Below are 12,316 nucleotides of genomic sequence, written 5' to 3'. Positions count from 1 at the left end.
GCCATCAAGCGCCGAAAACGGTCACCTGGTTGCGGCCGTTGCGCTTGGAGCTGTACAACGCCTGATCGGCCCACTCGATCAGTTGCTGATGGTCATGGCTGGGCCGACTCAGATCCGCCACGCCCAGACTGATGGTGAAGGGAATCACCTGCCCCTCGTGGCTGATCTGCAGGCGCTCGACCACGCCACGCAGGCGTTCGGCGAAGATGCGCCCGCCCGCCGCATCGACATCCGGCAGTAATACCACGAACTCCTCACCACCGTAGCGCCCGGCGATATCGGTGTCGCGAATCTGCTCGCGCACCACCTTGGCCAGGCTCTGGATCACGCTATCGCCCGCCTGGTGGCCGTAGGTATCGTTGACCTTCTTGAAATGATCGATATCGAAGATCACCAGCGAGGCGCTGCTGCCATAACGCCGGTGGCGGGCATGCTCGCGTTTGAGTTCTTCTTCCCAATGCCCGCGATTGTTCAGGCCGGTCAGCCGATCCGTACGCGACAGGTGCTTGAACTGATCGTTCATCGACTGCAACTGGCGCTTGTTCACCGCGACACTGGTGACGTCATAGATGATCAGACACAGGTGTTCGATCCTACTGTTGGTGGCCTGCAACGGCAGGATGGTGGTGTTCTGATACATGAAATCTTCCAGACCGGTGATCGGCTGGTAGTTCTTGAAACGCACCAGGTAGGGTCGCTGCTCCCAGATGGTGAAGGCTGGCGTACCGAGGGTGGCGACACTTTCCACCTTGCGGCGGAACCAGCTTTCCTCGACCTCCGGGAACAGTTCGAAGAACGAGCGCTCGGACGCCTCGCGCGCCGTGCGTCCGGAATGGTTCACCATGAAACTGTTCCACACCTCGACCCGGTAGTCGCGATCCAGCACCACCACACCGACGTCGATGCTCTGCACGATCGCCAGCAGCCAGTGGAATTCGTTCAAATCCATGTTCGCGCCCATGTCTGTCATCCCATCAGGTAGTCGAGTTTGCTGTTCAGCAGCGGCATCGAGTCTTCGGTGAACAGCAACAGCAGGTCGAAATGGATGTTATGCCCTTCAATGCTGTAGCTGACTTCTACCGCCAGGGTCTTGCGCCAGCGTTGGCCGTTGATGCGGATCAGCTCATCGATGGAGGCATGTTCACCCAGCACTTGGGGGTGGCCCTGAGAGAAGCTCAGGTCGAGCTGCTCGGCGAGACCGCTCAGGCAGGCGCCGATCAGCACGCTGGACATGTCCAGGAGCATTTCCATGGACGAGCAGCTCTGCTGCTGCCAGTGCATCAGCCTGGCCATGTCGGCCACTTCCGAATCGTGGAAGATCAACAGCGCCTCGCCGCATATGCCGCCGCCGATATAGCCCTGACATACCGCGGTCAGCCCGTTGCCACGCTGTGCGTCGGCCAGAGCCATATGCAACTCGCTGACTTCGAGGATATTCACGTTGGGGATCGGCAACTGCACGAACACGCCCAGTACCCGGGCGAGCAGCGCTGCTGCCTGGCCCATGGCGACGTTGACCACCTCACGGAAGGCATCGCGGAACGACACCGTGGGCTCGCTCAGTGCAACTGCAGCCGGTGCCGTGAGTGCGGCAGGCACATCTAGAAAACCCAGCTTGCCTAGCGTCCGAAGCAGCAGCTCCGGGTCGACCGGTTTCTTCAGGAAGGCCAGTGCACCGAGTTCCTGCACGCGGCGTATGGCCTCTTCCTGCACGTCACCGGATACCACGATGGCTTTCTGGGCACGGCCCTCCGCTTTGAGCGCGGCCAGCACGCCATAGCCGTCGAGCACCGGCATGGTCAGGTCGAGCAACAACAGATCGAAATGCGTGGTGCGCAGCTGCTCTAGAGCTTCCTGTCCGTTGCTGGCCTGGCTGACCGTCACCGGCCAGGCCGCGGGCAAGGCTCGCAATAGCTGTTTGCGAGCCATGCTCGAATCGTCGCACACGAGAAGAGATGCTTTCGGCATCAATACGCCCCAAGAAGGTGAGCCTGTTTCCGGCTTTATTACGTTGCGGTGAAAATGCCGGCAACGATGGCCCCATCCTAGAGCGTTTCAGGCAAATTGTAGCAAAACGCCATCACGCTTTTACTTTAATCCTGCTTTGTGAACGGGCACACCCTGAAAACCAACAAGGCGACCGAAGTCGCCTTGTGTGCCTGCAAACACGCCAATCAGTAGTACGCGTTTTCCCGATTGCTGTGATCGGTCACGTCACGCACGCCTTTGAGCTGGGGAATGCGCTCGAGCAGGGTTTTCTCGATACCTTCCTTGAGCGTCAGGTCGGCCTGGCCGCAGCCTTGGCAGCCACCACCGAACTGCAGCACGGCGATACCTTCGTCGACCACGTCGATCAGCGTTACCTGGCCGCCATGGCTGGCCAGACCCGGATTGATCTCGGTCTGCAGGTAGTAGTTGATGCGCTCGTTGAGCGGGCTGTCTTCATTGACCATCGGCACCTTGGCATTCGGCGCCTTGATGGTCAGCTGGCCACCCATGCGGTCGGTGGCGTAATCGACGACGGCGTCTTCCAGGAACGGCTCGCTGACGGCGTCGATCCAGGCGGTGAAGCTGGCCAGGCCGATGGCCTGGTCTTCGGGCTTCTGCTCGCCAGGCTTGCAATAGGCGATGCAGGTTTCCGCGTACTGGGTTCCCGGTTGGGTGATGAAAACGCGGATGCCGATTCCCGGAGTGTTCTGCTTGCTCAGCAGGTCTGCCAGGTAATCATGGGCGGCATCGGTAATGGTAATAGTGCTCATGGCAACTCCTCACGGTCATGTGGTGAAGTGTACGCCAAATGGCGCCCCTGGATAAAGTCCTACCATTTTACTCGGGATAGTGCCTGAAGCCGATCATTACCTGCTCGCTCACTGATCCAGACCTTGGCATGCACGAAAAAACGCTTCTCGATCAGCTCGTAGCTGCCCCAGGATGCCAGGGCGATCAGCGGCATGCAGGTGGCAATCACCAGATACGGGTTGAGATCCAGGCTGGCCTGCAGGTACCAGCCCAGCGACAGTACGATCACATGCAGCAGGTACACCGAATACGAGCAATCGCCCATCCGCGCCAACAGACGGTTGTCCTTGAACCAAGGTTCCATGGCGATACAGGCCGCGACGATCAATGCGCTCGGCACGCCCCAGTGCAACAGGCGCATGGAGTTGTCCAGGTGATAGATGGTCAGCAGCGAGCCGGCGATCAGCAACAGCGGCAGCCACAGGCCCTGGCGAATCCAGCCACGGCTGTAGACCATGCCCAGCAGCACACCAAAGAGGAACTCGTAGACGATGCTGTTGCGGTAGAAATCGCTGATCCACGGCTGCGTCGCCAGCAGTCCGAAGACCAGCAATGTGCTGGTGATAAGTAACAGCCGGAAGCGCTCGGGCACGATGAATGCCAGCGCGAACAGCAGGTAGAAGAACATTTCGTAGTTCAGCGTCCAGCCGACATTGAGCGTGGGATACAGGCCGAAACCAGCGGGGTTCTGCGCGGGAATGAACAGCAGCGACATCATCAGATGCTGCAGCTCGAACTCCTGGGTCGGCATCACTGGATTGGCGAAAGCGATGATCAGCGCGGCAATCAGCGAATACAGCCAGTATGCCGGCACGATACGCAGTGCACGGTTGAGCATGAAACGCCATGGCGTGATGGCCTTGCCCTGAGTGGAGAGATAGATCACCAGCCCGCTGATGATAAAGAAGATATCGACGCCCACGGCGCCCTTGTCGGCGAACAGAGAGCCCATGAAGCTATCTGCCTTGAAATCGAAAAACACCTGCATGACATGGTGAAAGACTACTACCCAGGCTGCCAACGCCCGTAATGCCTGCACTGAAATCAGCATAAAACCGCTACTCTCCCTCTCGTTGAAACCGGTACGGGGCAGCCCTGAATCAGGCTGCCACAGCGTCCGACCGCAGCGGCGGGAGAAAGGTCGAGAGAAATACCCGGGCCAGCATGACGCCTGCCGGCTCGCCATGAAATCAGAGGTTCTGGTAACGATTCATATCCAGCACGCCCGCTTCCAGCGGATCGTGTTCGCGGATATGCGCCGTCAGATCGTGAAAATAGCGCCAGAACTGCGGATGGGTACGACGGATACCCCAGCGCTCGACCACTCTCTCTAAGGTAGCGGCATCATTCACCTGCTCCAGTGACGCGACGAAATCAGGCACTTGAGTGGCCGACACCGAGAACATGAAGTTCGGGTAGCTGGTCATCACTTCCGGGTAAATAGTCAGAGTGTCCAGGCGTGGCTGGTAGCGCAATGCCTCACCGAACATGAACGCCACGTTGCTATGGGCACGGTTGCGCAACAGGCTGTAGACCTCACGGCGACCATCGCCTGCCTCGACATGCAGCAAGGTGGCTTCGGGCAACTGATGGATCACCTTGAGTTGCGAGGCAGGCCGTGATGCCAGGCGGCTCAGCGCCTGCTCCGCCTGACGCAGATCGGCAGGCAGGCCGTCGCGATAGCAGTGCTCACCCGTACAGCGGTTGATCGGATCGGGCCGCGCATTGAGCGTACTGAAACGCTGCAGCAACTGCTCGCCGAATTGCCGCTTGGGATTCTCGCCGGCCAGCGGTAGACCACTCGGGGTTTTCTTGTCCAGCGGGTAGTAATCCATCCATGCTTTGAGCTTGCCGCTGTTCTGGTACCAGTCGCTGAACAGCCCCGAGCGCGCGCCGGCGGGCATCAGGCGCAGGAAGTTCTGCTCGGCGCCATTGCGGATCAGGTCGAAGTACAAGCGCGTCTGCGCCTGGTGCGAGACGTTGCCGAACACGTCGAAATTCACCACCAACTGGTAATAGGCACGCTCCAGCAGCGGATAGTCCATCCACCAGAGGGTTTGCGGAATCTCGCCGACCAACCCTTTGCGCACCGAAGCGCTATCGTGCTGGCGGAAGATCGACAGCAGCGCTTTATCGTTGCCGCGCCAGATATGCGACCAGTCAGGTGCCGGAGCCTCGGCATAGCCCGAGGTACGCAAGGCTTCGTAGTCGTTGCGCTTGTTGCGATAGGCGCGCCACAAGCCAAGCAGGTCGCCGATCTCGTCGAGCTGGCCAGGCATCGACAGCAACGGCGTGGTTTCACCGCGATAGGCAGGGTCGGTGATGTACAGGTCGTGCTGTGGATCCTGGAATACCACCCAGAAATTATCGCGGATCACGTCGGTGGCGATCTGTCCGCGACACACCGGCCCGCGAATGAAGGTGCGCACGAAGTATTCGGCGTTATCGAGCATGAACTGATAGCGCGCCTGGGCCGGAATCGCCTCGAAGGTTTCGAACGGGTTGGAGCGGCGCTGTATCCCATAGCCCGGCATCAGGCTCACCTGCCAGTCGTTGCCGAAAAACAGCGACTTGATCCGCGCCAGTTTCGTTGCGCTGAGCGGATAGGTGATATGGGTCTTGTGAACGATCACGCCCTGAATCGGCATCAGGCGGTAATAGACAGTGGTGCCGGGGTCATCATTGGGACGCCGTGTGGCGATGATGTCCACCGGCTCGCCGCTCGGTGTGCGCGAGCGCACCATCTGGAAGAAATGCCCGGGCTCGCCACCCTCGAAATGCAGGTGAGCGAGAAACAGGTGCTCGTACAGCCAGCGGCTTACCAGGTTCTGTTCGTCACCTGGTGCATTGAGAAAGCGCTCCCACTCAGCGACCTGCCGTGCTTCGCCAGCACTGGGCTGCAGTGCCTGCTCATCGACTGGAGCCCCCTGCTCCAGCCAGCGCTGCACGGTCTGATAATCCTGCTCGGTGAGCCCGGTCACGGCGAATGGCATGCCTGCCATGGGGTTCTTGCCGGCAAAAGCATCGAACTCCCCCGGTAACGAGCACTGGTTGACCCGGTCGATACCGATGGCCAGTTCCTTCGGCAACTTGCTGTTGGCCGGCAAGGGTGTGGCGTGGCCCAGTTCGAGCATGCGCGCCATCAGCGCAGCCTGGCCGCCCTGCTGCTCGAGCACCGAGTGGAAATCCTTGCGGCGCCAGGCCGGCTCACCATGGGCGTCGATGAACAGCCGTGTGGTGGCCTGGGTCTTGCTGCGCGTGCCGTCGTAAACCGTGGCCTTGCTGGCGCCCCGCACGACACCCTCGCCGCTGCCCAGATTGAGCTGGCACGGCGCGTCGTAACAGGCATGGCAGGCCACGCAGTTCTGGGTAAATATCGGCTGGATATCGCGGCTGTAGGAAACGGACTGCGCCATCACCAGCGGGCTGATCAAGGCAAGACAAACACTCAACAGCAGCCGGTAATGCATGGTCGCAATTCCACAAAAATAGCCGGCCATTTTAACCGTCTCGTTTGTGCCATCGCCATGCCTGCATATGCCAAAAAGTAACGAACCTGGCTGCCAGGTCAACATGAACATAATTCATGCACAAGGGTGCAGCGCAGAAAAAGCGCCAACTTTTGTTATGATCGCAGCTCTTGTCGTAGCCTCCCGTTCAGAGCCTTTTCCATGCCCCTGTCAGATCGTAGCGCCCGCCTCCAAGCACTTCAGCAAGCCCTCAAGGATCGCATCCTGATTCTCGACGGCGGCATGGGCACCATGATCCAGAGCTACAAGCTGGAAGAGACGGATTACCGTGGTGAGCGCTTCGCCGACTGGCCGAGCGACGTCAAGGGCAACAACGACCTGCTGCTGCTCAGCCAGCCGCAGATCATTGCCGAGATCGAGCGCGCCTACCTGGATGCTGGTGCCGACATCCTGGAAACCAACACCTTCAACGCCACCCAGGTGTCCCAGGCCGACTACGGCATGGAAAAGCTGGCCTATGAGCTGAACCTGGCTGGCGCCCGTGTGGCCCGTGAGGTGGCAGATGCCAAGACCCGGGAAACCCCGGATCGCCCGCGCTTCGTCGCTGGCGTGCTCGGCCCGACCAGCCGTACCTGCTCGATCTCTCCGGACGTCAACGACCCTGGCTACCGCAACGTCACCTTCGACGAACTGGTGGACAACTACACCGAAGCCACCCGCGGCCTGATCGCGGGCGGCGCCGACCTGATCCTGATCGAGACCATCTTCGACACGCTCAATGCCAAGGCGGCGATCTTCGCCGTGCAACAGGTGTTCGACGAAGACGACGTCGAGCTGCCGATCATGATCTCCGGTACCATTACCGACGCCTCCGGCCGCACGTTGTCCGGGCAGACCACCGAAGCCTTCTGGAACTCGGTCGCCCATGCCAAGCCGATTTCCGTGGGCCTCAACTGCGCCCTCGGCGCCGCCGACCTGCGTCCTTATCTGGAAGAGTTGTCGAACAAGGCCGGCACTCACGTTTCGGCGCACCCCAACGCCGGCCTGCCCAACGCCTTCGGTGAGTATGACGAGACTCCGGAGGAAATGGCTGCAGTGGTCGAGGAATTCGCCGCCTCGGGCTTCCTCAATATCATCGGTGGTTGCTGCGGCACCACACCGGGGCACATCAAGGCCATCGCCGAAGCGGTCGCCAAGTATCCGCCGCGGCAGATCCCGGATATCCCCAAAGCCTGCCGCCTGTCCGGCCTGGAGCCGTTCACCATCGACCGCAAGTCGCTGTTCGTGAACGTCGGCGAGCGCACCAACATCACCGGCTCGGCGAAGTTCGCCCGGCTGATCCGCGAAGAGAACTACACCGAGGCCCTGGAAGTCGCCCTGCAGCAGGTGGAAGCCGGCGCCCAGGTGATAGACATCAACATGGACGAGGGCATGCTCGACTCCAAGGCGGCGATGGTCAGGTTCCTCAACCTGATCGCCGGCGAGCCGGACATTTCCCGCGTGCCGATCATGATCGACTCTTCCAAGTGGGAAGTGATCGAGGCCGGTCTGAAGTGCATCCAGGGCAAGGGCATCGTCAACTCGATCTCCATGAAGGAAGGCGTCGAGCAGTTCAAGCATCACGCCAAGCTGTGCAAACGCTACGGCGCCGCCGTGGTGGTGATGGCCTTCGACGAAGTCGGCCAGGCCGACACCGCAGCCCGCAAGCGCGAAATCTGCCAGCGCAGCTACGACATTCTGGTCAATGAAGTGGGCTTTCCGCCGGAAGACATCATCTTCGACCCGAATATCTTCGCCGTCGCCACCGGTATAGAGGAACACAACAACTACGCGGTGGACTTCATCGAGGCCTGTGCCTATATCCGCGACCATCTGCCCTATGCGCTGACCTCTGGCGGCGTATCCAACGTGTCCTTCTCGTTCCGCGGCAACAACCCGGTGCGCGAAGCGATCCATTCGGTGTTCCTCTACTACGCGATCCAGAATGGCCTGACCATGGGTATCGTCAACGCCGGCCAGTTGGAGATCTACGACGAGATTCCCAAAGAGCTGCGCGACAGGGTCGAGGACGTGGTGCTCAACCGCACCCCGGGTGGCACCGACGCACTGCTGGCCATTGCCGACAATTACCGTGGCGGCGGCGCGACCAAGGAAGTCGAAAACGAGGAATGGCGCTCGCTGCCGGTCGACAAGCGTCTGGAACACGCGCTGGTCAAAGGCATCACCGCTTTTATCGTCGAAGACACCGAGGAGTGCCGCCAGCAATGTGCGCGCCCCATTGAGGTCATCGAAGGCCCGCTGATGAGCGGCATGAACATCGTTGGCGACCTGTTCGGCTCGGGCAAGATGTTCCTGCCCCAGGTGGTCAAATCCGCCCGCGTGATGAAGCAGGCCGTTGCGCACCTGATCCCGTTCATCGAACTGGAAAAAGGCGACAAGCCGGAGGCCAAGGGCAAGATCCTCATGGCCACGGTCAAGGGCGACGTGCATGACATCGGCAAGAACATCGTCGGCGTGGTGCTGGGCTGTAACGGCTACGACATCGTCGATCTTGGTGTGATGGTGCCGGCGGAGAAGATCCTGCAAACCGCCATCGCAGAAAAGTGCGACATCATCGGCCTGTCCGGCCTGATCACGCCATCGCTGGACGAGATGGTGCACGTTGCCAAGGAAATGCAGCGCCAGGGCTTCAAGCTGCCATTGATGATCGGTGGCGCCACCACCTCCAAAGCACACACGGCGGTGAAGATCGACCCACAGTACAGCAACGATGCCGTGGTTTACGTCACCGACGCCTCGCGAGCCGTGGGTGTGGCGACTCAGTTGCTGTCCAAGGAACTCAAACCCGATTTCGTGCAGCGCACTCGCGACGATTACGTGGTGGTGCGCGAACGCACCTCGGCCCGCGCCTCGCGCACCGAGCGCCTGCCCTACGACAAGGCCGTCGCCAACAAGCCGAAGTTCGACTGGATCGGCTATACCGCGCCGAAGCCGAGCTTCACCGGCGTGAAGGTGCTGGATGACATCGACCTCAATGTGCTGGCCGAGTACATCGACTGGACGCCGTTCTTCATCTCCTGGGATCTGGCTGGCAAGTACCCGCGCATTCTGACCGATGAAGTGGTTGGCGAAGCCGCCACCAGCCTGTTCAACGATGCCAAGGTGATTCTCAGAAAGCTGATCGACGAGAAACTGATCAAGGCCCGCGCCGTGTTCGGTTTCTGGCCGGCAAACCAGGTGCGCGACGACGACATCGAAGTCTACGGCGACGATGGCCAGCCCCTGGCCACCCTGCACCACTTGCGTCAACAGACCATCAAGCCGGACGGCAAGCCGAACCTGTCCCTCGCCGACTTCGTCGCGCCGAAGGACAGTGGCATCACGGATTACGTGGGGGGCTTCATCACCACCGCCGGCATCGGTGCCGAGGAAGTGGCCAATGCTTACGAGGCCAAGGGCGACGATTACAACTCGATCATGGTCAAGGCTCTGGCCGACCGCCTCGCCGAAGCCTGTGCCGAGTGGCTGCACGCGTGCGTGCGCAAGGAATACTGGGGCTACCAGCCAGACGAGCACCTGAGCAACGAAGATCTGATCAAGGAAGCCTACAAGGGCATCCGCCCTGCTCCCGGCTACCCGGCCTGCCCGGATCACACCGAGAAGAAGGCCCTGTTCAACCTGCTCGACCCCGAGGCCGAGTACCACAAGGCTGGCCGCAGCGGCGTATTCCTCACCGAGCACTACGCCATGTTCCCGGCCGCAGCCGTCAGCGGCTGGTACTTCGCCCACCCAGAGGCGCAATACTTCGCCGTCGGCAAGGTCGACAAGGATCAGATCGAGCAGTACAGCGAGCGCAAGGCGCAGGACATTGCCGTCAGTGAACGCTGGCTGGCACCCAACCTGGGGTATGACGAATGAGTGATCAACCTTACCTGCTCGACCAGCTGGAAACCGCCGACATGCTGGAAATCGACGGCCTGCATGCTTTCGACTTCAGGCTCGACGATGCCCTGCTCGACCAGGCCGACACTGCCGCCGAAGCGGATGAGCCATTCGCCAGCGAAGCCACCGTCCTGCACATCGAAGTGCAGGACGGTCGCGAGCGCAAACGCTGGCAGTTCAGCTATAACGCGGTGATGGAAGCCGAGTATCGAGCTGCCGATGACAGCTGGATGCTGGGCGAACACCGCCTGATTTGCCTGACGGCCATAGGCGTAGAGGCGGATTAACAGCCACGCCAGCTGACGAGCCCGCTACCGATGAGCCTCCTGAATACCCATCAATCCGTATACCGTGAAAAGCTGATCGAACACCTTTTCATCGGGGAAATGCTCAAGCTGTCATGGCTCAAGCACGGAGCGACCCTGGAAGTATCCCATTCACTGATCGACCGCTCGGGTCACGACATCGTTCTGGAAGTCAGCGGTGTCGTTCGCCACATTCAGCTCAAGACCTCAGCATTGTCAGCGGCCACCGCAAACCAGAAGGTACACCTCGCCCTGGGGCTGAAACCTTCTGGCTGCGTGATCTGGATTCAGTTTGACGAGGCAACCCTGACGCTGGGGCCTTTTCTGTTCTTTGGCGGCTTGGCGGGCAAACCGCTGGCGAGCCTGGAAGCGTTCAAAACCGCCAGACATACCAAAGCAAACATGGAAGGCATCAAGGCGGAGCGCCCTCATATCCGGGTCGTACCGCGTGCAAGCTTCACAAGGATAGAATCCATCGAGGCGCTATACGACACTTTGTTCGATGCTCTGCAAGTGCGCAACTGATTAGGAGCCGCGGGGGCGCCTAGCCTTGCGGGCGATCCTTGGCTATCGCTATCGCCGGCAAGCCGGCTCCTACAAAGCCAGGGTCATCCGTTGAGGATCACGACAGCTGGGACGAGGATCTGCGCACGATCTTGATCGAGTGCTTCAAGGTCGGTTTGCGGGTGACGCTGATCGCCTTGCGGGTCACGGTGTCGATGGTGATATTCCAGAAACCGCTGCTAGGCACGGTGATTTTGGCCGGGAATTTATCGAAAGCACCGCCGTGGTAGGTATGCCGGCCGCTGTTCTTGAAACTGCGAAAATTCGCGTCGTTCATCAGGCGGATATTGCAGGGTTGCGAGCATTCGATAACGACCAGATCGTCTTCGTTGAGGTGCTCACGCTGGTGTATGTACTTCATCAGACGCTCCACGCGGTATTTTCAGGGCGATAGCATGACTCACCAGCCGTCGGACAGCAAAGCCTGTGACTTCTCCAACCCAAGATAGCTCGTCAATATGCGCTGCCAAGTGCCGTCTCTGCGCATCTCAGCAAAGGCGTCGCTCATCCGCGAACCTAAGCCCTCTGCACCTTCGAGCCTGAGGCTGCCGGCGATATGACTGCGTGTGCGGCTGAGCGGTTTGCCAAATAGCAGAGGCGCGCCGTAACCCAGTTCGCGCCACAAATAGATGGCCCGCAGATCGATTTCGTACCAGGCAACCACACGGCCACTCTGCAACAGTTGAGCGGCCTGCTCAGGGTCGGTGACTTCGACCACCCGCTGCTCACCCGTGCGCATGGCGTTGATATCGTCAGCTCGCGGCGTACCCGCCATGACCGCTACCGGGCCGGCCTTCAATGCATCTGCCAGGCTGTCGAAAGAACGCCCCACGCTGGCCAACACATAGGGAGTGGGTAACACGTCGAGCAACCAGACGAAATCATCCTCACGCTCTGCGGTACGCCCCAGATTCAGTACGATCCCGTGCTCATCGTCGCTCGCCAGGCTCAGCACTCGGCGCCAGGGCACGCTGCGAAAAACGCACTGCTGCTCGGTGCGCACGCACAATTCACGCATCAGATCGCCAAACAGCCCCGCTCGCACAGCCGTGCCGTCGGCAAATGGCATTTGCCCCTGGCCGACATAAACATTCAACGGTTCGGCCTGCACGTTGCCTGCGCCGCCCAGCGCGCCGGTCAGCAGGAGTGCACAGCCAGCCCGACGACTGCGGGCAATGACATCACTTATCCGCACGCGAACCCCATATCTGATCGACCGGCGCAGTGTGCATCAGG

Annotated in this window: 10 protein-coding genes; 3 read left to right on the top strand and 7 right to left on the bottom strand. The window is 60.4% G+C overall.

What is annotated here, in order from left to right; all coding sequences use genetic code 11:
* Positions 1–4: 4 nt before the first annotated feature.
* The 5 genes from DNK10_RS17250 to DNK10_RS17230 form a co-directional block, all read right to left on the bottom strand.
* Positions 5–961 carry a sensor domain-containing diguanylate cyclase gene (locus tag DNK10_RS17250; protein ID WP_131181700.1) on the bottom strand — a complete coding sequence of 319 codons (957 nt, stop codon included), beginning with the start codon at positions 959–961 and terminating at the stop codon, positions 5–7.
* 5 nt (positions 962–966) lie between these two features.
* Positions 967–1,968, bottom strand: a complete 1,002-nt coding sequence (locus DNK10_RS17245; RefSeq protein ID WP_131192398.1) for a response regulator — start codon at positions 1,966–1,968, stop codon at positions 967–969.
* A 206-nt stretch (positions 1,969–2,174) separates the two neighbouring features.
* Positions 2,175–2,759: a Fe-S biogenesis protein NfuA gene (gene nfuA, locus DNK10_RS17240; RefSeq protein WP_070883354.1), complete on the bottom strand. Its 585-nt coding sequence runs from the start codon at positions 2,757–2,759 to the stop codon at positions 2,175–2,177.
* A 59-nt stretch (positions 2,760–2,818) separates the two neighbouring features.
* A complete protein-coding gene (locus DNK10_RS17235; RefSeq protein WP_131192397.1) occupies positions 2,819–3,850 on the bottom strand; it encodes an acyltransferase family protein in 1,032 nt (343 codons plus the stop codon).
* A gap of 139 nt (positions 3,851–3,989) precedes the next feature.
* The gene (locus DNK10_RS17230) at positions 3,990–6,269 is read right to left on the bottom strand and encodes a fatty acid cis/trans isomerase (RefSeq protein ID WP_131192396.1); all 2,280 of its coding nucleotides are present in this window, start codon (positions 6,267–6,269) and stop codon (positions 3,990–3,992) included.
* Positions 6,270–6,476: 207 nt separating this feature from the next.
* On the opposite strand from DNK10_RS17230, the gene metH reads away from it, so the two are divergent.
* Genes metH through DNK10_RS17215 form a run of 3 tightly spaced genes read left to right on the top strand, consistent with a single transcriptional unit; the run spans position 6,477 to position 11,041 of the window.
* Positions 6,477–10,187, top strand: coding sequence for a methionine synthase (gene metH, locus DNK10_RS17225; protein ID WP_131192464.1), 3,711 nt, complete (start codon positions 6,477–6,479; stop codon positions 10,185–10,187).
* Entirely contained in the window at positions 10,184–10,498 is a 315-nt protein-coding gene (locus DNK10_RS17220; protein WP_131181704.1) for a DUF5629 family protein, read from the top strand. Before metH ends, DNK10_RS17220 begins: the two co-directional genes overlap by 4 nt.
* A gap of 30 nt (positions 10,499–10,528) precedes the next feature.
* Positions 10,529–11,041 carry a hypothetical protein gene (locus tag DNK10_RS17215; protein WP_131192395.1) on the top strand — a complete coding sequence of 171 codons (513 nt, stop codon included), beginning with the start codon at positions 10,529–10,531 and terminating at the stop codon, positions 11,039–11,041.
* Positions 11,042–11,138: 97 nt separating this feature from the next.
* On the opposite strand, the gene DNK10_RS17210 is transcribed toward DNK10_RS17215, so the two are convergent.
* Together DNK10_RS17210 and DNK10_RS17205 are read right to left on the bottom strand one after the other, a co-directional pair.
* Positions 11,139–11,441, bottom strand: a complete 303-nt coding sequence (locus tag DNK10_RS17210) for a DUF1883 domain-containing protein (RefSeq protein ID WP_131181706.1) — start codon at positions 11,439–11,441, stop codon at positions 11,139–11,141.
* A gap of 39 nt (positions 11,442–11,480) precedes the next feature.
* The gene (locus DNK10_RS17205; protein ID WP_131192394.1) at positions 11,481–12,275 is read right to left on the bottom strand and encodes a substrate-binding periplasmic protein; all 795 of its coding nucleotides are present in this window, start codon (positions 12,273–12,275) and stop codon (positions 11,481–11,483) included.
* Positions 12,276–12,316 lie beyond the last annotated feature (41 nt).

Source organism: Phytopseudomonas daroniae, assembly GCF_004327275.1.
GTDB lineage: Bacteria > Pseudomonadota > Gammaproteobacteria > Pseudomonadales > Pseudomonadaceae > Aquipseudomonas > Aquipseudomonas daroniae.
The sequence above is the reverse complement of the archived record's forward strand: the minus strand, read 5'-3'. Positions and strand labels throughout refer to the sequence as shown.